This is a genomic window from Pseudoalteromonas sp. BSi20480 (genome assembly GCF_000241365.1).
GTDB classification, from domain to species: domain Bacteria; phylum Pseudomonadota; class Gammaproteobacteria; order Enterobacterales; family Alteromonadaceae; genus Pseudoalteromonas; species Pseudoalteromonas marina.
Genome location: NZ_BADX01000145.1, coordinates 33293 through 59110 on the forward strand (window position 1 = coordinate 33293; position 25818 = coordinate 59110).

The following is a 25818-nucleotide window of genomic DNA, read 5'->3' on the forward strand; positions in this document are numbered from 1 at the left end:
TAAAAAAGGAAGCAAAGCTTCCTTATAATTTTATCTCTCGCGAACTAAGCGAAAACCAATGTAGTTTGATCTAAAATCAGCCGCTAAAATTAATCGTGTTGATACACGTGCAAGGCTTGGTGCAAAGTTCCATGCCCCGCCTCTTACTGCCACATCCGATTCACCTGATTTTTTACCGGTCCATTCCCATACGTTACCTACCGTATCGTAAAGTCCAAACGCATTTGGAGAAAAAGACCCAACCGGTGCTGCGCGCTTGTTTGACCATTCACTACCACACCAACCACAGTTAGCTAAGTTTTTACCAATTTCGTTACCCCAAGGGTACTCAGTTTCTGTACCTGCACGAGCTGCATATTCCCACTCAACTTCGCTAGGTAAACGAAACTGCTGCCCTGTCTGGCCAGATAACCAGTCAGCATATGCTTTTGCATCGTTATAAGTTAAACATACAGCCGGAAAGTCACTGCCCTGTTCAAAGCCAGGATTGCGCCAGTTTAAAGCCGCTTCCCATACTGGCTCGCCATTTAAATAATATGCGCAGCCTTTATTTATTTCTGCTTCTGTTTTATACGCCGTATTAGCAACAAATTTTTCATAGTCGCCTACAGTCACTTCCTTGCTTTGCATAGCAAAAGAGTTAGCAATGGCTTTTTCAATAACGGGGCGCTCATTAGCTAATCCGTTACCATTGATATCACCCATTTTAAATTTGCCAGCAGGAATAACCACAACAGGTGTTTCTACATTTGCGTTTAAAACGTTAACATTTTCGCTTACTCTGCGTGTTTGTGTTTCTGGTTGCTCGCGAGTATAGGTCGGTGCAGCAATCGACTTAGGCTTTTTTACTAAGTTAGCATTAATTGTTTGCGCTTTATTTAGGTTTACACGTGCTTGGTAAGGCTTGTAACCTAATTTACGAATTTCAATTTCATGCACACCTTTTGGTAAACGCGTAATTAAACGAGTAGAACCAAAGCTTACACCGTTAATGAATACTTCATCATCGTATACATTAGAGCGAAGTGTTAACTCTACCGACTGATCTTTTTTTTGTTCAACAACCGTGTAATCAGACTTAGACTGAACTGGCTGCTTAACAGAATAATCGCGTACAGGCTTGTTGTTTAAACGCGATACCGAAACTGTATTGTTATTATCCGCGCTATTGCTGAATGTTAACTGACTATCTGAATAGGTAGTGCCATAAGTTGGCTGGTAAGCTGTATTTAGCGGTGAACCGTATTCTGAACAATAACGGTTATCTATACTTAATAGGTTACATAAACGGCTGCTATTCACTTCGCCGCGCATTGAAACGCTTAAGTTAACGTTGTAATTACCTTGGCCGCTAAACGCACTATTAACCACATGGCTACTTAAAATTTGTACTTGCGCCCCTGCTAAATTGCGTTTTGGTTCAACTATGCGCTCTTCGGTTAAGTTTGCAAAAATTTGATCTACAAAGCGTTTGGTTGCTTTTTGTAAACCCATTTGCTGACCACGTTGCTCACAGGCTGCAAGTGTTTCGGTGCGCTTACAATTTATTGTATGGTTAACCTCAAGCGTACCTTCACGCGTAAACTCGTTACGCAAGCGCTCAACACGAGCTGTTGTTAACTGCTCTTTTAAACTTTCTAAGGTATTTAGTAAAGTGTGCTTAGCAACTCGTATTTGCTCAATATCTTTTCGGTGAGATGCAATTGCCGCCAACTGCATAGAGATATCATCTTTATTTTGCTTGTGATCAACTACCGCCTGTTGATAGCGAGATTGAGCACTTGTAATATTTATTGATGGATCATCAATTAAACGGCGATACATTTCGTTCATCGCGTCGAGCGCTTGGTTTTTTTCTTTATCTAGCTCAGTTGAACGAGAACGAAGTAGCTCTAATTGATTTTGTAACTGACTTTCTTCTTTTAAATGTTTATCAAGTATTCTTGTCGAGTTATCGTATTCTGTCTGTTTAACACTAATCTCTGACTCAATTCCAGTTACGGTAGCTGTGTCTTGTGCAAATGCACTACTTGCTAACAAACTAGCTGTAATTAACAGAGATAAAGGAGTAATTCGCATATATTCCAGTCCCAAAAAGCGGCAATTATTTGGTCGTTATTATTTTTTTATAATTAAAGTCTTATGCTATGTACTTGCAGCGCAAAACACAAGCTTTGTTCAATTATTATCTTAGTTTACAACTATTCGCCCGTTTCACGCTAGTAAATAACCTGATCATTTACTCTAAACCCGATAAATTGTGAAACAATGCTTAGATTCTCATTAAATTCATAAGCTTACACTTAACAGTGAAACTATTTTATTTTAGGTTATTGATCACCGTTAAGTGTCACTTTGTATTAAAGCTAGCGTATTTGCGTTATTTAACCGTTAACCATTAAAAATAACGTTATCAAATAAACTAGCAAACTTATAAACACTTATTTTTTGTACTAACACTCAGACGTAAATACGCTTAAAGCGGGCGCAGTAATTATATTTTGTTTAGTGTTTTTTTTGGCTTCAACATATTCAATACGGCAATTCTCTACTGCAGAATAACTGTTGGGATAAATAATAGCTTTTGCAACTTGTGGGTTGCTAGTAATATTAAATTCCCCAGTATTATCACTCGCAAACTTAGTATCTAAAAATGCCTTAAAAGCGGCCTCGGTTGCAGCAGGATAGCCGTAAACAATATCAACCATTTTTCCTGAACCAAGCTCGATACTAGCATTAGCTTTATTATGCACACTTTTTACAATGGCTTTTCCATGTACAACGCTTATTTCAGCTTGAATTGATACTTGCAGTGTTTCAAGAATGGATGCGTGTGCCTCACCTTGAAGGTTTAAAAAGCGCGGGGCAAAATAAACAGCTAACGCACCAAAAGTGACAATAACAATTATTAGCTGCAGAAACGAAAAGCCAACCTGTTTTTTTATAAGTATTGTTTCTTGAAATTGCTTCTTCATAACTAAACTCCCTTTACAATTGGTTAACTTTAAAACATGTTTACCAATCTAGCTACTCAAAATTTAATCAACGCACTGTTACACACAACAATCCGTTGTAATTTTGGATAGCCCCTTTTGTTTATAAGCTATAAAATTGGTCATGTATTTTATTAATCCTTTTAATTGAGAAAAAATGCCTGCATCTTTCAAAATAAATGAAACCACTATTACGCAAACAATTGATGATCCGTGGTTAAAAAGTAAAGGCATTGAGTTACTAGTAAAACGAGATGATTTGCTTCACCCTCTAATAAATGGGAATAAGTGGCGCAAACTAAAATATAATTTATTACAAATGCAGTCGCAGAATAAAACTGAGCTACTTACTTTTGGTGGGGCGTTTTCAAACCACATACATGCATGCGCCGCAGCTGGAAAAATCTTTGGTTTAAAAACACATGGGATTATTCGCGGGCCTAACTTAGATCTAAGCAACCCAACAATTCAATTTGCACAGCAGTGTGGCATGCAGCTTCATGTTGTTAATCGCATTGAATATAAGTTACGAAACGATTCACAATACCTTGCTGAGCTTCAAGAGAAGTTTCCAGATGCGTATATTCTTGCCGAAGGCGGGACAAATACCTATGCAGTACCTGGTTGTGCAGAGCTTGCACAAAGTTTACCAGAACACGATTACCTAATTTGCCCCACAGGAAGCGGCGGAACATTAGCAGGGTTAATTGAGGGGAGTAATACAGCAACACAAATAATAGGAATTGCAGTTTTAAAGCAAGCGCAATATTTAACGGATGAAGTCCGAGAGCTAAGCAGCAAAGCACAGTCACAAACTAACTGGCAATTACTTTGCGACTTTCATGGAGGTGGTTACGGTAAATTTACCCCTGAGTTATGGGCGTTTTGCCAACATATGGACATTACACACAATTTACCATTAGAGCCTATTTATAGTGGTAAAATGATGTACGCAATATGGAACTTAATAGAGCAAGATTATTTTCCTTCTGGCAGTAAAATAATTGCGATTCATACCGGTGGTTTGCAGGGGTTAGAGGGTCTTAAATACAGAAAACTAATTTAGGCATACTTCTTTTCGGTTAAGCCCCATTGCATAAGGCGTTAATTTACAAAGCTTAAATATTTTAATGAAAAACAGCCTGAGTTAGCTCTTGTAAAGGCTCCGAAAAATAAAAACCTTGTGCGCCAGCAACGCCCAATTTAGTTAACATAATGAGCTCTTTTTGAGTCTCAACGCCTACGGCATAAACAGGAAGGTTTAACATTTTACTTGCATCAACAATCTCTTTAATACATTTTTGATTATGCGATTTTTCATTAACTAAGTGAACGAGTTCATAGCTTAGCTTTAGGCCTATTACCTCTTCACAGTGAATAAGCAAAGGAATGTTTTCACTCGTTTTTACATTATCAATAATAATATTAGATCTGTGTTTTTTTATTGTATTTAACGTAGTTGATAACGCATTTTTGTTGTTGCAAAAGAAAGACTCACTCATTTCAAACTGTAATTGACAGCTTAGATTAAGCTTATCCATTTGCATGGTTAACCAGCTCCAAAACTCATTGTTAAGCCAGTTTTTAGGATGCATATTAATACTTACGCTCAAAGGCGACTTCTCGGCCATTACTAGTGTTAGTATTTGCGACAATACCGCCTTATCTAGAATTAACGCGTCATCTTTACTCTCAACTTGGTTAATAAAATACTGAGCAGCTAGTAATCCATGCATGTCGTGTCTTACTCTAATTAACGCCTCATGCTGGATAATATCACCACTAATCAGATCGAAAACAGGCTGAAAAGACAGCATAAATTTATTTTTCTTAATATTGTTTATAACCTGCTCATTACAAAATAACACTTCTTGGCTTTTGCTCAGCGCCAACCGGTGACGGTGTAATAACATACTATTTTTTGAAAGCGTTAGGGCCGACTGCGCTATTTGCAAAACCTTTGATTGATCTGCTCCTAGACGAAAATTACACGCCCCCAATTTAACATGCTTACGAGTCGTATTTTTTTGATGGCTTTGGCACACATTAAAAATTATTTTATGCAAACGCTCCGTGTACCGATCAAGCTCTGCAATAGATACGTTGTAAAGCATAATGGTTAGCTTGTCTGGATTAATAAGTTTCACAGCTACTTTTTTTTATCTCTGGAATACCTTTTAGAATAAAAACTTTAAAACTAGTTTCTAAGTCGGTATTTTTGTCAAACTTACACTCCCAACTGACCAAAACAAACAAACTATGATACTGTTCAGCGGCAGCATATAGTGAGGCTAACTCCTCACTTTCAACATTTTTAACCACATTTAAACTGGAAATACTACGCGCCAATTTTGTTGAATTGTGATGACGGTTTTGGTGTTTTAATTGTCTAAAGTTAGCAGCGCTTCCCCAACGGTATAATGAAATAGCGGCACCCACTATCACCAGGTTAAGTAAAATAAATAAGTAGCTTTCCATTATCCACACAGGTGAATGGTAAAGGCCTAAGTTCAATGTTTTATATGAAAACACCTCAAGCTGCGGCTTTATAATGTTTTTAAAGTGGAGGGAAGACGACTCAGGTGCAAGCATAAAGCCATTGCTTTGTGCTAAAACAGACAGTGTTTTTTGATTCAAAGGGGCATTTAATTGTAACTCATAAACTTGCTTTGTGAGCTGCTGGCCAGCGCTATGTACTTTTAAATGTAACGCATTGCTTAAAATGAGGTTAAAGCCAATAAGCGATACAACAAGCATGACCAAACAAATCGGCTTAAAATATCTTAATAACCAATACTGCCCCTTAGACATAACTCACCCACACGTAATATTAGTCACTAAAGTGTTGTTCAAAAAAGCCATAAGCACAAGGTAGCCAATTAACTTTAAATGTAAAACAGTACTTAAGCTAATTACCATTATTAGCAACACGAGAAAATTGGCTAACATTGATGGAGTGAAAGACATAAAAAAGCCGCTTAATAGCGGCTTTCAAAATATCTTTTCAACATTTTTATTTTTGTCTTTGTCTAAAAAGGTAATGAACACATAAATCAAAAGAAGGGTGAGTGAGTAAAAAGTCTTGCACCCTTATTATTATAGTTATCTGACAAAGTTCAAAAAACCTTAATCAACATAAATATTAAAAACGTTTACTATATAATTATAATCAAGCAATACAGTCATTATAATCAACAATTATGTATGTATTTTAAGTATTATTATGATTATGGCTTTCTACTCAAAATTCCTCTTCAATAACTACACATTAAACTGAATGCGGCTGTTGAAATGAACGTTAGCCAGCCTTTAAAATCAATTATGATGTCTCTGCGTTTCGAATTTCCTTAACAAGTACGTTACTATAAGTGGTGTTAAAATAATTATTGATATATCTTTTGCAATTAAGAAAATATTGCTGCCACCATTAACATTCAAAATCCCTACCCCCCCAATCAACACAACAGGTAAAGTAGATAATACAATGAATATCAATTTATCCACTTTGAATTTTTTAAGCATCATAATAGCAACAGGTAAAGCTGCAATTAACGCAACAAGAAAATGTTGTATAGATAGCATTATGTTACTCATCAATTCAGTTGGTTTGTTTAGAGCCATATTAGAGGTCATGAACTGGCCTAAAGGCTCAAAAATAAAGCTATAACCTAGCATAGAGCCTAAAAAATAAATGCAGGATAATATAATCACTATTGTTATTGAATTTAGCTTTTTCATAGCATCTCCATTTCACACATTTAAATAGTTATCGTTACTAATGAACAGATACGTAACGCCAACCTTCACAATACGTCCCATCAGCGGTTGTGTTTGTATATGTAACCCATGTGTCACAAACAATGTAACCGCCTCCGCCAGAGCCTTGACCTCCTGTGGGTGAACCAGTTCCTCCTGAAGGACCACTTGCACTTGTTACACCTGTAGTTTTCCAACCAAAAGAACTAAATAAATACTCAAATTGAAATTCAACGCAAATACCATCATCGAAACATACAGATATTTTATACTTCTCTGGTGGAGTGCCTGTTATTTTACTAAGAATTTTCTGCATTACGGAGTTCATTGTAGCAGGGAATACAAACTTACCTGTGAGCCATGAAGTAACCGACCCCATACCAGCTACAGTTGTCAAACACTCTGAAGTAGGACAGTTAGGGCCTGTATAATCTACTGAATTTCCAGCCCTAATTTCTCTTAATGTTGAAGATACCTCGTTAAATTGGTTCTGTGTTTCAGCACTAACAGACTTAACATAGGAGTACTTTTCAACATATTGATAACCCGGCTCTGATTCTATTTCTACATCTATATTAAAAGCTTTAATGACCGAAGTTTCCGTAGAAAATACAACTACATCTTGCCTTCCAATAGTCTTAGCAGCTTCTTTTGCCTTGTGCTCCATTTGAGAGTACGTACAAGACTCGCACTGAACATAATAGTCATAGGACTCTGTTGCATACGAAGAAAAAGAATAAAATATGAGGGTTAATAATAGTACGAAATAATATTTCATAAAAAATTCCTTGTTATTTTTTAATTCCATTGTCATGAACTAACATAGCAACAATATCTAAACTGTGCAAGTTACGAACAGTTTTTAAAAAATATCAACAATTTATTCTAGATATTTTTTACTATGGTTATTCGCTCTCTTAGATAAGAATTTCTCTTGTGAGCTTTTGAACCAACCATAATAGCCCTGTCAATTACTTGTTCATCTCCCATCAAAACTAGCCTTTCACTTGGACGAGTTGATGCGGTATATAGCAACGTTTGATCTATCATTTTTTTCGCTTCATTAGGTAACATGACAAAGCAATTAGGCCATTGAGAACCTTGTGATTTGTGGATAGTAATGGCATACCCAAGGTGCAGTTTTTCCAATAGCTTAGCTGTAACGTTAATTAAGGTGTTGTTTACTTCAATAACGGCAACAACACCATCTTCATCAGGTTGTTCAAAGACTTCGACAACAAGCCCTAAATCACCATTTCTTAGATCTGCATCTTCATCATAATTGTTTGCAGTGGCTAATACAGGATCACCTTTCAATAACCTTGAACCTTTTGATGTAATCCAAGGAATCCAGCCCCTTAATGAGTCTTGAAAGTAAATAGCTTGCCTATCATTACCTACTGATGCTTGCAGCTCTAGATTTAAGTTATCTACACCAAATTTACCTTTTCTTATGGGTGATAAAACAATACTCTGAGTAATCCCGCCAGACTCTTGCCAAAGCTTGATAAGCCTTTCGACAGTTGGCTTTGTTTCAATCGAGCAATCTCTGCTTTCTCTTAGTGTATTTTTAGTTAACTCTGGAGGCTCAAGCAGCCCATTTCTAACAGATGTCGAAAACTTGTGTATTCCACTTTGCTCGTTTTGCCTCTTAACCTGCGTTAAGTTAAAAAATGGTATCTGAGTATCAGTTAAGGCGTGGAATACTAAGCCATTACCTACAGGTGGCAATTGAGCAGTGTCACCAACAAAGATTACTCTAGCTGCATCTGGCAATATGCCAACTAGTCGATACATAGACAAAAGATCCACCATTGACGATTCATCTATGACTAACAATATTTGCTCAGGTAAATCAGGCTTGTTGTCGCCTAGATGCTCACTAATTAACTTGGCAATGGTTTGGGCTGGCCTTTGGGTACTTTCCGCCATACGCTGTGCTGCACGGCCTGCCAGAGCCACTTGATAGCACTGTATTCCTTGTGCTACTCGGTCATAGACACCTAATACAGCTTTTAGTATCGTTGTTTTACCTGTTCCTGCACCACCTGAAATGCCGCATACAGGAGAAAGTACAGCACCGACAACAGCATCACGCTGATCGACTGTTAAATTAAAATCTAGAGTGCTTTCATAGTCCGTTAAAGCTGCCTCGACCAATTCTGTTGATAATTTACACTCCCAGCCAGCCAATAGACAACCTTCTCCTGATGGCTTTTGGTGTGCATCAACAATAAACTGAGCTACAGCCGCTTCCATCAATGCTTTCCCGTAAACTTGATAACCATCTTCGACCTTTACTAAAAGACCTTGTTCGCAGGCTATTCCCCCAACATTTTCTGGAGTGTCAGAGTTCATGAGCTTAGCGTATTCTTTGTTTAGTTCATCAATGGTTATCACTGTTGAACCAGTCTTATTGGCATGATTAATTGCCGCATATTGAGCGATGCCAGCAACAACAACTTCGTCTTCTAATGTAAAGCCAAGTCTTAGTGCAAGTTGTGATACCAGTTCAAAAGCAGCCCCCATTGCTACTAAGATAAAAGGGTGCTCTTTGATTTTATCAATCGCATCTTCACCAAATATCGCCACTAGCTTTTCACCAAAGCCCAGTGGCAAACTCTGCTCTTCAAGCCAATTAATTGTGTTAAAAAGAGCCTCACTAGGCCAACTTTCTATTAAGTCCTTAACACGATTTTCAGTCATTCCTGCTATGTTTAGCAGAGCGTTTGTATCCTGCGTTTCAATAAGTTGGGCTAGTTTTTTATGTCTAACAAGACGATTAGCTATAACGCTGCCGATACCTTTGATATTGTTGCTTATCCAACGAGATAAAATCCTGCCTGAAGGTTTCAGAAACTTGATGTTATCTGCATCAATGGTGTACTCGCTTAATGGAAAGTCATTAATGGTAAAGTGATTAAGTCGCTCTCTACCTGAGACTTCCCATAAACTACCTGTTGTAGCTGTATCTTGGGCGTGCTCTGGAAATTTAACAACGGTTGTTCTGTCTCGTTTTTTAATCGAACCATCTGCGTTGACAAGATCAACTGTTGCGTATGAATTAGCTCTCTGCTTCTTCACTTGAATGATTTGACGAAGGTGGACAACTTCGCTCATAACTTGAACCCTGCTGCGCCAGATTGAACCAACGTTTGCTGTTTTTTAAATTTGATCAATTCACGTTGTAGCTGTCTGTTTTCGGCTTCTAACTCAGCAATTCTTTGTGTCAGCGCATTGTTGCTTACTGCCGCCATACCTGATTGTTTTTCAGCTCTTTCTCGTGCAGCTTCATGAGACTTTTTATCTTCATCAATCTTGCGAAACCAATAGCTATCAGCTTCCTCAATTAGTGCTCTGACGGCCTTATTCTGCGTACATACAGACTTTGCAAAACCCAGCTCTTCAGCTAATACTCTACGATTAATTTTGCCGCTGTATTCATACTCGTGCCAGTCTCTAGCCGCATTACGCTCATCAATCCAAGCCTGAACCAGTTTGATATTCTCTTGAGCAATCTGCTGTCCGTTTTTTCCTTTGGTCATCGTCTATCAACCTCAGGTAAAGGCTTATCAAGTTGCCTATCTAATAGTTTCATATCAACATTGGGCATCATATATGCGTTATGTTGCCAACGGACAAACTGTTCTAGCAATTTTTCGTTTTGCTTTTCCAGCCTTTCCACTTTAGCTTCAAGAGTGGCTATTTGCTGTTTAGCAAACTCAAGTGTAATGTCCTTTTCTTCGTCTTTAGTTGCTTCTTTAAGGCTTTGTTTTCTGTCGTTAAAAGCTTCAACTAAAGCAGGGTAGGAAAGCAGTGTGTGTCTACTAATATTCTCTTCCCCAAGCACCTTTGCAAGCTGCTCAGCAAAACTATTCCAAGTGAGCTTTCCTGACCACTTATCGAGTTCATGTAATGCTAATGGTAATGTTTTTTCAGTAATGATTTTTTTAGGCATTTTCGATCCCCAATAACATTGCGACTTCAGATTCTTCAACAAGATCTTGATCACTAGCGTTGATTTCTAAATCGTTTTGCTCAAGTGCTCTTTTTACAGGACTAGGGTCATGTTCAGGTGGAATCCACAATATTGCCCCCTCTGGCGTATCTTCTGATTCGAGCCGCTCACGTTGTGTGCGAATATGGGCCAGTTTCCAACCCAAATGCGATACCCATCTGTCAGCACCAAAAACACCATCAGCGTTATCTTCTGTCGCTTTATTGAATTGAGATTCGACCTGCTCCTCTAGACGTATTATGCGTTCAAGTGTTTCTGGCATACCTTTGATACAAACATGCTCTTTACATGTCATGCACTCACCGCCTTTCGTACATGGCGACATTGCGTAATCATGAACACACATACCATACTCAGTTACATCGGCTATACCGATACGATTTACCCCTAGATCTTTGTAGCTAACAGGCAAATTCAGCTTAATCGCTTCTAACGCTGTTGGTCTCTCATTAAACTCAAGAATACTTCTCGCTTGCTGCTCACGTTCATCTTGTGTGCGTAAGTCATAGTGACGATTATCGTTAATTCGAGCACGCCCAGCCCATCTAGCTAGCTGCCATGCATCCATACCACCACGCTCAGCATTAGTTGATAACCAAACTCTGATCTGATGTGAAGTTAAGCGAATATCAGAGCCGTCTTCATCTTTATAGTCCATACGTTGGAATAATGTTTTAGGTGGATTTTTTAACTTGTCTCTAATTGCTAATTGAGCATTAAGTTCATTAACGCTTGGTAATCGCCATGAGAATTCTCTAACGTCAAAGTCATTGTGGAACTCACGATCTCTTATTAATACTAAAGATTCCCATACTGGGCGTTGAATAGAAGGTAGATTAGGCCAGTCGTGAGTTTGATATTCTGAAGCAACAAAGCTTGCTAAATCTTCATAAGTAGGCTCACCTGAGGCAATTAATTTTTGAACCCACTTTGTATTTTTACCACCAACCATATTCCATGCTGTTACGCTGCTAAACTGACTCGTTTTAGCTTTCATGCTTGTTATAGAGTGCTCTGTAAAGCTCATCGCATGTGCAAATTGATAGGCATTTAGCGGTTTGTTTTCTGCAAAGTCGTCTGGCGTGCAGCAACCTGCGTGGCGCATAAACACATTAGGGTGATCATAAGCGTACTTAGCAGCTTCCCTTGCAGGCTTTCCAATTTCCATAAGTCTGCTATGCGCTTCAATGACCGTTTGTTCTAAAGATTCTGGAACCCATTTGATCGTATGTCCAAAACCTTTTTCAGCATACCACCTCACACCAAGCGCCCCATTTTCACCTCGGTGCAAACAGTCAACGGTTAGCTCTGATAGTTCCCCAGCTCTTCCCGGTGCAAACATCAATAAAGTGATAACGCTTGACCAGTATTTATCTTCTAAAGTTTCTGCATTAGAAAAACAATCAGCCAAAGCAAGCATCTGGTGCATACTTGGGCAACGAGTATCTTGCCATTTACGAGAGTCTTCATCTGTTCTTTCGGCTTTTGCCCCCACCTTAGGCCAAGGGTTTTCCCACGATTGAAGTGCAGGCACTGTTCGCTTGCTTCGAATGAACTCCAATAATATCTCAATCTGATAGCCAATCTTATTTCTTCGATCTTTATTGGTAACTCTTTGCTTAGTGATAGTCTCTAATTCACCAATTACCAGTCCATCAGTTTTCAGTACATTGGCAATACCATGCACGGCTACTAGAGCGTCATGTAACATACGCAATGCGACCATTTTATTTGTTACGCTGGATACCGCTTTAATACTCTGGTTATAGCGGATATAAGCTTTTGCAAAAGACAAGAACGGTTCATCCAAAGGGTCAAAGTTCGCAGGATTTGACTTTGCTCTGTACTTGGAAAAAGTCATCGCTATTGACCGATTTTTTTGCTTGTGTTGCCAATTGTTACTTTGCCAACCGCCTTGATCATCATAGAGTGTTAATGTGTTCTTGCAGTGCTCAATAAAACTGTCTAGATTTTGCTTAGCGCTTATCTCATGCTTAGGTTGAAAGTGAATAATATCAGCCATTTGCGCACTCCTCTTTTGACAGCTCTTGCTTACACATTACAATAACTTGTTGAACTGCAAGTAAAAGCCGATCTGTAGACTGAATAACATTGTTGGATATTCCTAACTCTTTTTGCTTATCTCTTTCAGCTAAGATCTCATTGAGAACTTCTTCATGAGGTGCTTCAATCCAAGGCTCAAAACTTGAACATGTATAACAAGCCCTATATCCAGAAGCGCAAAAAGCATAAGTTCCACAGTTACCAACATTTTCAGACTTGCCATTTTTCACTCGGCTGTTCGGGTCATTTGCTCTAACAGCATCACGTTCTGATGCAATTAATTTCCCTGAAAAAGCTTGAGCTAATGGCGCAAGCATAGGAGCCATTACTTCATCAATTTGCTTTGCTGTTTCTTCAGTATTTTCTGTGTACACACCAATATTTTGCGTATCGGTATGATCCAGTGCAGCAGCTAATGCAACACCACTAATCCCTCTTCGAGCTAGATTTGTTCCTTTGGTATATCTAAAACGTGAAGCAGTGAAGTTAATGTAATCACCTGTTCTTTCAGAGCAGGCTGTGTTTTTAATCGCTACTCCTCGCAATAACTCATATGCAGAATCAGCAGCCATATGTAAGTAGTCTGGCGTTTGTGAAAGTCTTGTTTCTAACTCCTCTATACTTGATAACCGATTAACTCTTGTTTCCTCAACAAAAATTGGGATCTGCTCACGTATAGAGTCATGTAACTTTTCTCCTAAGCTAGATTCAACATACTGAATTGATTGGTTACGTTGATTATGAAGCAGAAGATACAAGTCTTCATTAATTGGCAGCGGTGTAAATTGCTCCCTAAAGCCAACACCACGCTGTTTAGCTCTAGGGCAATTGATAACGTAGTCGTTACCATTTGAATCTTCCCTAACAATTAAATCTACTGAACGTAATGAGCGAATCTGAACATATCTACGGCCAGTTAAAACCAACGCCATAAAACAACAATATTCTTTTAAATTAAGAGTTTCCTTAGTAAAGGCATTTGATGCCCAGTCAATTAAAGCTCCAAGCTCATTATGTGTTAGAGGGCCAGAATATGGGCAAGCGCCTTTTACCGCATTACCTTTTGGGTTTCCTTTTAGAGTTAGCTCTTCTAAATAATCTGCAATTTCCTTGCTGACCCCATTGAATCCCCACTCATGCCAAGCCAACAAGAATCCCTTGAGTGCTCCTAGCTTATACTCGCTATCTGAATCAAATGACGCTCGATAATTTGTTAACCCTTGCAATGACAGCTTACCTTCTTTTGTAGTCTTCATGTAAGCATTGAAGCGATTAAACATATTAAAAGTATGCATAGCCGAAAGTTCTTCAGCGTAGCGGCACAAAGCTTTTCTAAAACCATCTTCGGTTTCTGGTTCAAGAGCGGTTAAACGCTGGAAATTAATCACGGTTGAACCGTCTAGCCTCCACTCAATATCCGAAAAATAAAACGGATAGCCGCTTTTCGTTGTGTGCTGGCTGACTAGAGCCTTATTCTTCTTTAATTGCATACTACTTGTCCTTCTTAGCTCGGTTAGTCCAGTGATCCATATCCTCTCGCATCACTCGATCAGCCTCTTCTCGAATGTGTCTCAGGTTATAAGTTTCAGCGGTTTTATCTGAACTCCACCCATTCAGTTCTTTTCGGATCTGAATTTCTTTCTTTTCATTAATAGGTTTAATTTTAGGGTTTTCTTTAGCCGCTTTATTAATCTCATCGATCCTCTTAGAAAGCTTGTAGTTAAAATTGTGACGAAAACCATGACGAGTAATTTCTTCAAGTAATTCTGGATGGATAGCAACCGCAGGCTTCAGCACTCTGTTAACGAAGGTGCTATTCGAGATTGGTTTACCGTGATATTTACCATGTTTATGCGTAACAAAAACATACGGGTGCTTTCTAGCAGCAGGTATTTTCGCTCTTTTATCCATGATGTAGTCACGCAACCTATCAGTGATTTTTTTATCAATAGGAATCGAGCGTTCATTAGTTTTCGCCACTGGCTGTTTCTTGCGAGGATCTTCAACAGCGTCATGCCTACGAACAACTGCTACCTTTCCTTTCTGAAAATCAATGTCTTGGATCTGCAAGCCTAGAATTTCTCCGGCACGCATCCCTGTTGCTTCCATCACCTCAAATATCACTGCGTTTCGAAATTTAACTTCTTCGCCCTTAAATGGGTTATCAGGTGAAGTCTCCTTAACGATTCTTAAAATTCGTTCAAACGCTTTAGGAGGCGGAGCTTTAGTATTTGGATCAGCAGTAAGTCCTTTGCCACTGCTGCCTTTAGGCTTATTTGCCAAAAGTAGGCTTTTCATGGCTTCAATATTATTTGAAACCTCTTCTTCAATTAATTTCGTTTTGAGAATAGTTCTAACTAAAAACTCAAGATAAGAAGCTATCTGACTCATTCGGTTTGAAGCATGATCGTTAGATACTTTTTGTATTGGTGTTACGCTAGCTGTCGATGCCGCAGCAAACTTAACGACATTCTTCTCGGATGTCTTTAGCCACTTCTTTAAACTCCTTGTATCTAATGTGCAATGATCTCGTATGGAATAAACATCCTCGTCATTTAATAAGCGGCCTTGCTCAAACTCAGAGACAAGATTTCTATCATTAATATTTTCCCAAAGCTTTAGATGGATTAGATGACCAAGTGAATTAGATATTGCTGACTGTGTGTGGGATGTTCTCAATTTTTCAGTAACGTACAACGTCACCCAATAATTAGGTAACCCATTTTCTTCCATTAAGATTGGATATCGCTCACCGTTACTAAAAATCAGATCTCTAATTTGTGACATTGAACACCTCTTTATCAACATTTTATTTATGTATAGTGCCTAGAGAGGTCATTGTCAACATAAAAATTTACAAATACAAAAAGGGCTTGTAAAAACAAGCCCTTAATAATTTTAATCTACAATTTTTATTTATGTATTCCTCAGAACGGAATGTCGTCGTCAAAATCTATTGTTGGTTCCATTGGATTTGATGCGCCGCCTTGTGGTGCATTTTGAGGCTTAGGTGCAAAACCACCTTGCTGCTGTGGTGCACTATTTTGCTGTGGAGCAAAACCACCGCCTTGTGGCTGATACTGGTTATTTTGCTGTGGTGCAGGCGCCGATTGAGGCTGTGCAGCAGGTGCAGCTTGCTGCTGTGGTGCATAACTACCTTGCTGGTTTTGATTATTTTGTGAATAACCGCCTTGTTGGCTACCTTGATTACCTTGATAACCACTGTTTTGCTGGCCACCTTGATTGCCTTGGTAACCGCCACCACTTTGCTGGTCTCCACCGCGAGCACCTAGCATTTGCATTTGACCTGTAAAGCCATCAACAACGATTTCTGTGGTGTATTTTTCTTGGCCTTGTTGATCAGTCCATTTACGTGTTTGAAGTTTACCTTCTACGTATATTTGTGAACCTTTACGACAATATTCGCCTACAATTTCAGCCAGTTTCCCAAAAAATACAACACGGTGCCATTCAGTTTTATCAACCATTTGGCCAGTGTTTTTATCTTTATAGCTGTCTGAAGTTGCTAAGGTAATATTTGCTACACCGTTACCGTTAGGCATGTAACGAACTTCAGGATCTTGCCCTAAATTACCAACCAAAATTACTTTGTTCACACCGCGTGCCATGAAACCATCTCCTATAAACGTTAGATTAAACCAGCGACTTTTCGCGCTTGGTCTAGGTCAAATTCTTTATCATTAATCTTTAAGTAGCTACGGCTTTCGTCGCGTACTACTGTTGCTTCTATTACACCGGGTAAAGCAACTAACTGAGAAGCCAATGTTTGGGCATGCTCCTCAGTACTTAATTTGGTCATTAAACTAATAACTTTACTTTTGGGTGGTACTTCCATTTTCCACGCAACAACAAGCCATATTAACCCAACAAGTGCCGCTGCCGCAAACACAGCTTGCGTACTTATTGTTTGTGCTACGTAACCACCTAAAATACCACCTAAAAAGCCCCTAAAAACTGGCTAGACGAGTACCCGCCCATGGCTGACCCTTTTTGGCTAGCAGGCGCTAAGCGCGATACAAGCGCGGGCATTGTTGCTTCTAAAAAGTTAAACGCAACAAAATAAAGCAACATACATATTGCAATTCCTACCACACTATTAATCCATACTGACATGGCAAGCATGCTGACTGTTAACAGCGCTACAGAACTTATAAATGCTTGCTTTTCTTTTTCTTTTTTTATGGCCACAATCATAATGGGCACCATTAATAGAAATGCTAAAAGCAAGACTGGAATATACAAATACCAATGTTGTTCTGCCGCTAGGCCTTCTTTTATTAGTTGGCTGGGTAACACAACAAAAATGGTTGTTAATGTTAAATGCAACAGTAATACACCGGCATTTAAGCGTGCTAACTGCGGGTGTTTAATCAGCTTTTTAATATCGCTAAAGCTTGCAAGCGTGTCGCCTTTGGGGGCTTTATTAACCGCTTTGGGCACTAAAAACGTAATAATAAAAATACCACATACCGCAAGTATTGCTGTTAGCCAAAAAACGCCAGCAACACCCCACGACGCGGCAACAATAGGCCCTAATAACATAGCAAAAGCAAAGCTCATGCCTATGCTCATACCTATAACCGCCATTACTTTGGGTCGTTGTTCGTCTCGGCTTAAGTCGCTGGCAAATGCAAGCAAAGCACTAGCAATAGCGCCCATGCCTTGTAATGCACGCCCTACGGTTACCATTTGAATAGATTCAGCTAATGCGGCTATGACTGAGCCAATAGCAAACACAACTAAGCCACCAATAATAACTTTTTTACGGCCTATTTTGTCTGACAAACGGCCCATAGGTATTTGCAACACAGCCTGCGTTAGGCCATACGCACCAATAGCAAAGCCAATCCAAATAGGTGAAAAACCGTCAAGCGACTGGCCATAAATCGCTAATACCGGCATCAGCATAAATAAGCCGAGCATTCTAAATGCAAACACACTCGCTAGCGATACAGCGGCGCGCTTTTCTCGTGAATTAAGTGAAGATGCAGTCATTATCAGCAAAATCTTACGATGTGAAAAAATTAGGCAAGGATTCTACCACAAGCTTGGCAATAATTAATCGCTTAAAGCTAAGGATTTTTCATGATCAAGGATTAATATTGCAGCGTATTATGAGATACTCAGTAAATAATTTTGGTAATTAACGAGATAGCATGGAAAACATTGAAGTCCGAGGCGCCCGTACGCACAATTTAAAAGACATCAGCCTAACCATCCCACGTGATAAATTAATTGTTATCACAGGCCTATCTGGTTCGGGAAAGTCATCACTTGCATTTGATACTTTATACGCTGAAGGGCAACGCCGGTATGTTGAATCACTTTCTGCTTATGCAAGACAGTTTTTATCCTTGATGGAAAAACCCGATGTTGATCATATTGAGGGACTGTCTCCTGCAATTTCAATAGAACAAAAATCAACTTCGCATAATCCGCGCTCTACCGTAGGTACAATTACCGAAATATACGATTACTTACGTTTAATGTTTGCCCGTGTGGGCGAACCTCGTTGCCCTACACATGATTTACCTTTAGCCGCACAAACAATTAGCCAAATGGTTGATACCGTTTTAGCGCTGCCAGAGGGCACTAAACTGATGCTTTTAGCACCAGTGGTTAAAGACCGTAAAGGTGAGCACGTTAAATTACTTGAGCAGCTTGCAAGCCAAGGTTATATCCGTGCCCGAATAGATGGCGAAGTGTGCGACTTATCAGATCCGCCGACACTTGAACTTCATAAAAAACATACTATTGAAGTGGTTGTTGACCGCTTTAAGGTAAAAGACGGTCAACAGCAGCGTTTAGCTGAGTCGTTTGAAACAGCACTTGAAATGTCGGGCGGCGTAGCAAATGTAGCCTACATGGACGACAGCAGTATTGAAGAAATGTTGTTTTCAGCCAACTTTGCCTGCCCTACCTGTGGCTATGCAATGACCGAATTAGAACCACGTTTATTTTCGTTTAATAACCCTGCCGGTGCGTGTCAAAGTTGTGATGGTTTAGGCGTACGCCAGTACTTTGACCCTAACCGCGTAGTGCATAACCCAGAGTTAAGCTTAGCCGGAGGTGCTATAAAAGGGTGGGATAAACGTAGCTTTTACTACTTCCAAATGCTTCAAGCCGTAGCAGAACATTATAAATTTGATTTAGACGTACCGTTTGAAAAGCTGGCTAAAGACTCTCAAAAAATTATTTTAGAAGGTTCTGGCAGTACAAAAATAGCCTTTAACTACCGTAACGACAGAGGCGATTTAATCACACGCAACCACGAGTTTGAAGGCGTGTTAAATAACATGAACCGTCGCTATCGCGAAACTGAGTCAAACTCGGTACGTGAAGAGCTCGCTAAATATCAAACCAGCCAAGCCTGCCCTAGTTGTAAGGGGTCGCGTTTACGCCAAGAAGCACGCCACGTATTTATTGGCCAAACTAACTTACCTGCTATTACCACCATGAGTATTGGCGAAGCGATGGACTTTTTCGAGAGCTTATCGTTAAGTGGCCAAAGAGCACAAATAGCAGAAAAAATTCTTAAAGAAATTCGCGACCGTTTATCGTTTTTAATCAATGTTGGCCTTAATTACTTATCGCTTGAGCGCAGTGCCGATACCCTCTCTGGTGGTGAAGCGCAGCGAATTCGTTTAGCCAGCCAAATTGGTGCGGGTCTTGTTGGTGTTATGTATGTATTAGACGAACCATCAATTGGTTTACACCAGCGCGATAACGATCGTCTATTACAAACATTGGTGCATTTACGCGACCTTGGTAACACCGTTATTGTTGTTGAGCATGATGAAGACGCCATTCGCGCAGCCGATCATATTATTGATATTGGCCCTGGTGCGGGTGTTCACGGCGGACATATTATCGCACAAGGTACACGCGACGATATTTTAGCCACGAAAGACTCAGTAACTGGCCAGTTTTTATCAGGCGTGCGAAAAATAGAAGTACCAAAAAAGCGTAACCCAACCGGCGATAAATGGCTTGAGCTATTTGGCGCAACAGGTAACAACCTTAAAAATGTCGATTTAAAAATTCCGTTTGGTTTAATGACCTGCATAACAGGGGTGTCGGGCTCTGGTAAATCAACACTTATAAACGATACGCTATTCAAACTAGCGCATACTGAATTAAACGGCGCAACCACAGCCGAAGCCGCACCGTATAAATCAATTAGTGGTCTTGACCATTTTGATAAAGTAATTGATATTGACCAAAGCCCTATTGGCCGTACACCACGCTCAAACCCTGCTACCTATACCGGTATTTTTACGGGGATTCGTGAGTTATTTGCGGGTACACAAGAATCACGCTCTCGTGGATATAAAGTGGGTCGCTTTAGTTTTAACGTTAAAGGTGGACGCTGTGAAGCCTGCCAAGGTGATGGCGTAATTAAAGTAGAAATGCACTTTTTACCTGATGTATATGTACCCTGTGATGTATGTAAAGGGGCACGCTACAACCGCGAAACTCTAGAAGTACAATACAAGGGTAAAAACATTCACCAAGTACTCGAAATGACCGTTGAAGACGCGCACGACTACTTTGATAAAATACCTGCAATAGCCCGTAAGCTTAAAACGCTAATGGACGTTGGTTTATCGTATGTTCGCTTAGGACAAGCAGCTACTACACTCTCTGGCGGTGAAGCTCAGCGTGTAAAACTTGCCCGTGAGCTTTCTAAACGCGATACAGGTAAAACACTGTACATACTTGATGAGCCCACAACTGGCCTACATTTTGCTGACATTGAACAACTGCTTGTTGTATTACATCGCCTGCGCGATCACGGTAACACCATCGTGGTTATTGAGCATAACTTAGATGTGGTTAAAACTGCAGACTGGGTGGTTGATTTAGGCCCTGAAGGGGGCGCTGGCGGCGGTGAGATACTTATTGCAGGTACGCCTGAAGAAGTAGCCGAATGTGAGCGTTCGCACACAGGTCATTACCTAAAGCCATTGCTTTAATACCAATAAAAAACACAAGTTAATTTAACTACTTGGTGTTTTTTATATTTGGCTCCCAACTGTTAGTCCTTGATAAACTTTTTATTCATCCCAACTAATTTGTATAATTTGCATATCTTTGTATTTAGCACCCGTAAATAAAATTTCGTTATCTGAACTCACCTCAAAAGTGATAGGCCGAAAGTCCACGTGTGTATCTTGCACGGTACCCTCTTTTAAATTGAGCCTTGCAATTCTTGAAATAGAATCTGAGTAATAAAAATAGTCTTTGCTTACTCCATATACATTCGCCTTTCTGGCATTTTTAGGTAATGCCCAGCTTTGCTTATCTGCGAGACGAATTAACTGATCAAGTGTTATTGCGTAAGCGTTACCTTCACTATCCGAAATGAGCTTATTGGCTTTAATGTCTTCAATTACGCGAGTATCTCGGGTTAGCAAGTTCAACTCAACGACTCTATTTTTTGAATCAAGCTGCTCAATATAAATAATACTTTCGTTATTTTTTGACCAAATATAACTCTCTATTTTTCGCCCACTTAACATCTCTAACGGGTAGAATTTTTGCGTGTTTAGGTCATAAAGTGAAAAGCGCTTATTTTTTATTAATAATATACGCCTCTTATTAGGGGATACTTTTAACCCTCTTAATTTATAGGTAGAGGAGTCATCGTCGTAATTAAAAAAACTAAGTTGCTTAGTTAGCCCATTTTGAGCAATCCATAATTGGCTGCTACCAGAGCGCTCTGATACAAAAACATGCGCTGGCCCAGCTTTATTTATTACTTCCACAATACTGTAGTCGTCATTATCACTTGTATACAAAGGTTCATAAACTGGATTGTCGCCAAAGGTATCCGTTGCTTTAATTAATGAAAATGCTTGTGTTTTATTTGCTGAGTAAAACAGACTATTAGCAGACTGAACTGCAATATAATAAGGTGAAATTGCGGGGGTAACATTTAGAGTATGTTTAATTATATTATTTTCATTAAACGTAATGCTTGAAAGATCAGAGTCTTCAAACACAATGACGCCTTTATCATTTGAAAGCCAATCGAACGCGAAACTGATGGTTCTTCTCTTTGCCTTAAATAATCGCTTAGTCTCACGTGTGTTAAAGTCGTAACTAAATACAGAAAATGGCTGGCCTTTTTGGCTTAGTATGTACGCTATTTTATTACCCGAATGAGATAAACGCGGCATTATTACACCATACATTACACCTGGCGGAGGAATAACAATCGACTCCTTTTGTAATTCTAAATCAAATTTGTATAACCCTGAGCCATCTTGCTCATTTTTGTATTCGGTATAATAAACATACTCACCATTTTGATCTAATTGCGCATAACCTGTGTATCTGAGGTCACATTTTTTTATAAGTTTAGCGTCTCCAATAATAGGAAACTGGCTTAAATCAACTAATACCATTTCGCATTGCTGCTGTTTTAAGTTTGTCGCTTGTAATAGCACAGCATGTTGGTTTAGCTGCCACGATAAAATAGATACCTGAAAACCAGGGTATGTAATTTCTACTTCTCTCTGATCAGAAAGTCGCTTAACAAATGCACGATTAAAATCCTGTTCAGGTTCAACATTGGTATAAGCTAAATAGTGTTTATCTGAAGATAGCTCAGGGTGAACCTCACTACCTATATTCCACGTACTCGCAACCTTATTTACCGTAACTTGTTTAATTACATCACCAGCGCCTTCACTTGTATAAAACAGTACCAACCACACAATAGAAAAAATACAGGTGATGACTAATAATGTATAAGCCAAAAGCGTTTTGATGTTCTTTTCTGGAACCGGTTTTGAAATAGTTGCAGCAGTAAAATCATCACTATTTGTAGTGTCAGTAGCCGAGTCAGATATTGAGTTTACAGGCTTTTCAGTAACGCTTTCTCGTGTTAACTGTTCAGGTACTACCGTAAGGCTATATCCTTTACGGTAATGCGTTTTTAAAAGCGGTGCTTTTTCAGCTGGATGAGCAAGCTGTTTTCTTAGCTCTGAGATAGCTCGGTTAATCGCGTTATCGTCTACATAGCTTTGTTGCCATACACTTTCGATTAGCGCTTGGCGGGAAACTATTTGTTGAGGCTTATTTACAAAGTGCAGTAATAACTTTACTAAAAGTGGATCTAATTCCCTTTCTAAGTTATTTGAAGTAATCACACAGCGATTACTTATAAATTGCCAAGGTCCGATTTGATAATTCATAGTCTTTAGGTATTTTTATTTTTATTTTTATTTTTATTTTTATTTTTATAAACCGTACCACATCAACTCATTATTGTGTATAAAAAGCATTTAAAACCTTATATCAACAATATAAGGTTTTGCGCTAACCCATTGAATTAAAACAATTAAATACGATTAAAACCTTATCTATTAATTGCTCATAACTAGATAAGCGACTCTCAGTAAATTCAGCGATATTCTTTAAACCGTCATCAACAAGCAGCTTACTAAAAATCATTTGCGATTCTAAATTAGCTGCAATTAAAAATATAAAAGGTTTAATTATGAACAGCACAATGAAAAAAGGTCTATCTACTCTACTACTAGTAACTGCTTTTAATACTACATCAGCCTTCGCAGTTGATACGAAACAACACATATTTAAAAAGAGCGTTGAACAGTGTGTAATTGGTGAACATCCAGAAACAAACAAACCAACTAACAAAAAGCAGCAAAAAACTAACACAGTAAATGCAACTGAGTCTTTAAAAACTCATGTCGATACGCAAACACTGCTTTCTTCAATAGATGAAAAAATATCAGCTGAACTTGATTCTTCAATGAGCAAAATAAACACAGAAATTGACGAAAACCTTTCAAAAGTAACATCGTCAATTACTGCTTATTTCAGCAATATTTTATCTAACTAAAAACAACAAATTTTAAAGTATTAGGAAGTTATTATGAAAAATTTTACAAAAAAATTAGTGTCTGCCAGCGTTTTACTTGGTTGCAGCTTGGTAGCAAATACAGCACAAGCTCAAAGCTCTGTATGGCAAGTAAGCAAAGGAGATGACTCGTTATTTATTGGCGGTACTGTACATATTTTACCTAAAGCTGAAATGCCATTACCCGTTGAGTTTAATCATGCCTATGAACAAGCCGATACAATTGTTTTTGAAGCGCCAGCAGCAGACCCAGCTGATACTAATGCTCAAATGCAAATGCTTGGCGCGCTTTCATATACTAATAATGAAACGTTAAGTGAAAAGTTAGAGCCTGAGGTTAAAGCTTCACTCGAAAATAAACTGAGTGAGTTTGGCGCTAACCTAGAAAAGTTAGATGGTTTTCGCCCAGCCATGGTGGGTATCGTTTTAATGTCCATGGAACTGCAAAAACAAAACTTAATGGGTGAAGGTGTTGATGCTTACTATACGAAAAAAGCGACTAAAGACAACAAAACAAAAAACTACTTAGAAACAATGGAGTTTCAGTTAGAGTTATATAAAACAATGGGTCAAGGTAACGAAAATGACTTTATCAAACGTAACCTAGCAGAGCTAAATAACTATAATGATATATTTAAAGGATTATTAACTGCATGGCGAGAAGGTGATACCGACACACTAAACAAGGTAGCGGTTGAAAATATGCAGAAAAATGACCCAAAAAGCTACAAGCAGCTACTTAAAGATAGAAATAATAATTGGTTACCAAAAGTAGAGGCAATGTTTAATAACGACAGCAGTGAGTTTGTACTAGTTGGGGCTGGACACCTTGTAGGCCAAGATAGCTTGCTTACATTACTTGAAAATAAAGGCTACAGCGTTTCTTTAGTGAGTATTAATAACGCACAAGACATAACTGTAAAAGGAGCCGAATAATGGATAAAACAGACAAATTAGCAGTATCGCTACTGTTTTTATTTGGGTCTATCATGTTGATATGTGCCATATGAAAAATGCCGCTAATAAGCGGCATTTTTATTTCAATAAACCTATCCGCGTGGAATAAACCCTAATGCATCGTATACCGATTTAAGCGTTTTCTCGGCACGTACACTGGCTTTTTCAGCTCCAGATTTCATTATGTTATCAAGTAAATTTTGATCTTCTCTAATTTCTTTAAAGCGAGCTTGAATTGGTTCAATCATGCTTACTACTGCATCGGCTGTATCTTTTTTAAGATGACCGTACATTTTACCTTCAAACTCTGGCACTAAGTCCTCTATTGAGCGCTTAGTCGCTACGCTTAATAAAGTAAGTAAGTTAGATACACCTGGCTTTTCAGTTCGGTCAAAGTAAATACGCGCTTGCTCGTCTGAATCGGTCACTGCTTTTTTAAGCTTTTTCTCAATCTTTTTAGGCTCATCTAATAACATAATGTAGCCGTTTGGATTTTCGTCAGACTTTGACATTTTCTTGAGTGGGTCTTGTAGGCTCATTACACGCGCACCAAACTCTGGAATGTAAGGCTCTGGCAGTTTAAAAACGTCACCGTATAAGTTATTAAAGCGTGTCGCTATGTCACGCGTTAGCTCTAAGTGTTGTTTTTGATCTTCGCCTACTGGTACCTGATCGGCTTGATAAAGTAAAATATCGGCCGCTTGTAAAACTGGGTACGAAAATAAGCCCACGTTTACATTGTTAGCATGCTTTGACGACTTATCTTTAAACTGGGTCATGCGGTTAAGTTCACCCATTTGCGCGTAACAATTAAGTACCCACGCTAACTGTGCGTGCTCTGGCACTTGAGACTGAACAAATAACGCTGACTTTTCAGGGTCGATACCGCATGCAGCATACAATGCAACGCCATCTAGTACACGAGAGCGTAATAATTCTGGCTCTTGGCGAACGGTGATTGCATGCAAGTCAACCAACATAAAGAAACTTTCGTGATCTTCCTGTAACTTTAGCCACTGGTTAATAGCGCCAACATAGTTGCCTATTGTCATACCACCGGTTGGCTGAATGCCGCTTAAAACTACTGGTTTACTCATGATTTTCCTTTATTTACTTAA

General features: G+C 39.0%; 19 protein-coding genes and 1 pseudogene. 4 read left to right on the top strand and 16 right to left on the bottom strand.

Annotated features, from left to right (window positions below):
* Positions 1-30: 30 nt before the first annotated feature.
* Positions 31-2079 carry a formylglycine-generating enzyme family protein gene (locus tag P20480_RS04505; protein ID WP_008131669.1) on the bottom strand — a complete coding sequence of 683 codons (2049 nt, stop codon included), beginning with the start codon at positions 2077-2079 and terminating at the stop codon, positions 31-33.
* A gap of 374 nt (positions 2080-2453) precedes the next feature.
* Positions 2454-2975 (bottom strand): type II secretion system protein, encoded by a 522-nt coding sequence (locus P20480_RS19530; protein ID WP_008131670.1) that lies wholly within the window; start codon positions 2973-2975, stop codon positions 2454-2456.
* Between the two features lie 175 nt (positions 2976-3150).
* Here P20480_RS19530 and P20480_RS04495 point away from each other — a divergent pair, with 175 nt between their 5' ends.
* Positions 3151-4059: a 1-aminocyclopropane-1-carboxylate deaminase/D-cysteine desulfhydrase gene (locus P20480_RS04495; RefSeq protein WP_008131673.1), complete on the top strand. Its 909-nt coding sequence runs from the start codon at positions 3151-3153 to the stop codon at positions 4057-4059.
* A 61-nt stretch (positions 4060-4120) separates the two neighbouring features.
* On the opposite strand, the gene P20480_RS19930 is transcribed toward P20480_RS04495, so the two are convergent.
* From P20480_RS19930 to P20480_RS18590, 12 genes and pseudogenes are all read right to left on the bottom strand, one after another.
* Positions 4121-5140 (bottom strand): EAL domain-containing protein, encoded by a 1020-nt coding sequence (locus tag P20480_RS19930; protein WP_008131675.1) that lies wholly within the window; start codon positions 5138-5140, stop codon positions 4121-4123.
* Entirely contained in the window at positions 5127-5756 is a 630-nt protein-coding gene (locus P20480_RS19935) for a hypothetical protein (RefSeq protein WP_238530317.1), read from the bottom strand. Before P20480_RS19935 ends, P20480_RS19930 begins: the two co-directional genes overlap by 14 nt.
* A 552-nt stretch (positions 5757-6308) precedes the next feature.
* Complete coding sequence (locus P20480_RS04490; protein WP_008115078.1) at positions 6309-6731, bottom strand: hypothetical protein; 423 nt, start codon at positions 6729-6731, stop codon at positions 6309-6311.
* Between the two features lie 37 nt (positions 6732-6768).
* On the bottom strand, positions 6769-7527 hold the full coding sequence (locus P20480_RS04485) for a hypothetical protein (protein ID WP_008115076.1): 759 nt from the start codon (positions 7525-7527) through the stop codon (positions 6769-6771).
* A gap of 107 nt (positions 7528-7634) precedes the next feature.
* Complete coding sequence (locus P20480_RS04480; RefSeq protein ID WP_008115074.1) at positions 7635-9869, bottom strand: AAA family ATPase; 2235 nt, start codon at positions 9867-9869, stop codon at positions 7635-7637.
* Positions 9866-10294, bottom strand: coding sequence for a hypothetical protein (locus tag P20480_RS04475; protein ID WP_008115071.1), 429 nt, complete (start codon positions 10292-10294; stop codon positions 9866-9868). The genes P20480_RS04480 and P20480_RS04475 overlap by 4 nt, the downstream gene beginning before the upstream one ends.
* Positions 10291-10707 (bottom strand): hypothetical protein, encoded by a 417-nt coding sequence (locus tag P20480_RS04470; protein ID WP_008115070.1) that lies wholly within the window; start codon positions 10705-10707, stop codon positions 10291-10293. The genes P20480_RS04475 and P20480_RS04470 overlap by 4 nt, the downstream gene beginning before the upstream one ends.
* Entirely contained in the window at positions 10700-12790 is a 2091-nt protein-coding gene (locus tag P20480_RS04465) for a hypothetical protein (protein ID WP_008115069.1), read from the bottom strand. Before P20480_RS04465 ends, P20480_RS04470 begins: the two co-directional genes overlap by 8 nt.
* On the bottom strand, positions 12783-14321 hold the full coding sequence (locus tag P20480_RS04460; RefSeq protein ID WP_008115067.1) for a site-specific integrase: 1539 nt from the start codon (positions 14319-14321) through the stop codon (positions 12783-12785). Before P20480_RS04460 ends, P20480_RS04465 begins: the two co-directional genes overlap by 8 nt.
* A gap of 1 nt (position 14322) precedes the next feature.
* Complete coding sequence (locus P20480_RS04455; protein ID WP_008115066.1) at positions 14323-15618, bottom strand: tyrosine-type recombinase/integrase; 1296 nt, start codon at positions 15616-15618, stop codon at positions 14323-14325.
* A gap of 140 nt (positions 15619-15758) precedes the next feature.
* Complete coding sequence (gene ssb / locus P20480_RS04450; RefSeq protein ID WP_006793117.1) at positions 15759-16460, bottom strand: single-stranded DNA-binding protein; 702 nt, start codon at positions 16458-16460, stop codon at positions 15759-15761.
* A 20-nt stretch (positions 16461-16480) separates the two neighbouring features.
* Positions 16481-17847 (bottom strand): annotated as a pseudogene (locus P20480_RS18590) (MFS transporter).
* 161 nt (positions 17848-18008) lie between these two features.
* On the opposite strand from P20480_RS18590, the gene uvrA reads away from it, so the two are divergent.
* Positions 18009-20828 carry an excinuclease ABC subunit UvrA gene (uvrA, locus tag P20480_RS04445; protein ID WP_008131688.1) on the top strand — a complete coding sequence of 940 codons (2820 nt, stop codon included), beginning with the start codon at positions 18009-18011 and terminating at the stop codon, positions 20826-20828.
* 81 nt (positions 20829-20909) lie between these two features.
* Here the strand turns inward: uvrA and P20480_RS04440 are convergent, their stop codons facing one another.
* A complete protein-coding gene (locus tag P20480_RS04440) occupies positions 20910-23054 on the bottom strand; it encodes a winged helix-turn-helix domain-containing protein (RefSeq protein ID WP_033025744.1) in 2145 nt (714 codons plus the stop codon).
* A gap of 305 nt (positions 23055-23359) precedes the next feature.
* On the opposite strand from P20480_RS04440, the gene P20480_RS04430 reads away from it, so the two are divergent.
* Positions 23360-23725 (top strand): hypothetical protein, encoded by a 366-nt coding sequence (locus P20480_RS04430; RefSeq protein WP_008131695.1) that lies wholly within the window; start codon positions 23360-23362, stop codon positions 23723-23725.
* Positions 23726-23758: 33 nt separating this feature from the next.
* The gene (locus P20480_RS04425; RefSeq protein ID WP_008131696.1) at positions 23759-24679 is read left to right on the top strand and encodes a TraB/GumN family protein; all 921 of its coding nucleotides are present in this window, start codon (positions 23759-23761) and stop codon (positions 24677-24679) included.
* Between the two features lie 113 nt (positions 24680-24792).
* Here the strand turns inward: P20480_RS04425 and trpS are convergent, their stop codons facing one another.
* Complete coding sequence (gene trpS / locus P20480_RS04420) at positions 24793-25797, bottom strand: tryptophan--tRNA ligase (RefSeq protein ID WP_006793110.1); 1005 nt, start codon at positions 25795-25797, stop codon at positions 24793-24795.
* Positions 25798-25818: the final 21 nt, after the last annotated feature.

Excerpts from the sequence above, each read along its gene's own strand:
- P20480_RS04505 (WP_008131669.1), bottom strand. The coding sequence starts at position 2,079 with ATGCGAATTACTCCTTTATCTCTGTTAATTACAGCTAGTTTGTTAGCA.
- P20480_RS19530 (WP_008131670.1), bottom strand. The coding sequence starts at position 2,975 with ATGAAGAAGCAATTTCAAGAAACAATACTTATAAAAAAACAGGTTGGC.
- P20480_RS04495 (WP_008131673.1), top strand. The coding sequence starts at position 3,151 with ATGCCTGCATCTTTCAAAATAAATGAAACCACTATTACGCAAACAATT.
- P20480_RS04490 (WP_008115078.1), bottom strand. The coding sequence starts at position 6,731 with ATGAAAAAGCTAAATTCAATAACAATAGTGATTATATTATCCTGCATT.
- P20480_RS04485 (WP_008115076.1), bottom strand. The coding sequence starts at position 7,527 with ATGAAATATTATTTCGTACTATTATTAACCCTCATATTTTATTCTTTT.
- P20480_RS04480 (WP_008115074.1), bottom strand. The coding sequence starts at position 9,869 with ATGAGCGAAGTTGTCCACCTTCGTCAAATCATTCAAGTGAAGAAGCAG.
- P20480_RS04475 (WP_008115071.1), bottom strand. The coding sequence starts at position 10,294 with ATGACCAAAGGAAAAAACGGACAGCAGATTGCTCAAGAGAATATCAAA.
- P20480_RS04470 (WP_008115070.1), bottom strand. The coding sequence starts at position 10,707 with ATGCCTAAAAAAATCATTACTGAAAAAACATTACCATTAGCATTACAT.
- P20480_RS04465 (WP_008115069.1), bottom strand. The coding sequence starts at position 12,790 with ATGGCTGATATTATTCACTTTCAACCTAAGCATGAGATAAGCGCTAAG.
- P20480_RS04460 (WP_008115067.1), bottom strand. The coding sequence starts at position 14,321 with ATGCAATTAAAGAAGAATAAGGCTCTAGTCAGCCAGCACACAACGAAA.
- P20480_RS04455 (WP_008115066.1), bottom strand. The coding sequence starts at position 15,618 with ATGTCACAAATTAGAGATCTGATTTTTAGTAACGGTGAGCGATATCCA.
- ssb (WP_006793117.1), bottom strand. The coding sequence starts at position 16,460 with ATGGCACGCGGTGTGAACAAAGTAATTTTGGTTGGTAATTTAGGGCAA.
- uvrA (WP_008131688.1), top strand. The coding sequence starts at position 18,009 with ATGGAAAACATTGAAGTCCGAGGCGCCCGTACGCACAATTTAAAAGAC.
- P20480_RS04440 (WP_033025744.1), bottom strand. The coding sequence starts at position 23,054 with ATGAATTATCAAATCGGACCTTGGCAATTTATAAGTAATCGCTGTGTG.
- P20480_RS04430 (WP_008131695.1), top strand. The coding sequence starts at position 23,360 with ATGAACAGCACAATGAAAAAAGGTCTATCTACTCTACTACTAGTAACT.
- P20480_RS04425 (WP_008131696.1), top strand. The coding sequence starts at position 23,759 with ATGAAAAATTTTACAAAAAAATTAGTGTCTGCCAGCGTTTTACTTGGT.
- trpS (WP_006793110.1), bottom strand. The coding sequence starts at position 25,797 with ATGAGTAAACCAGTAGTTTTAAGCGGCATTCAGCCAACCGGTGGTATG.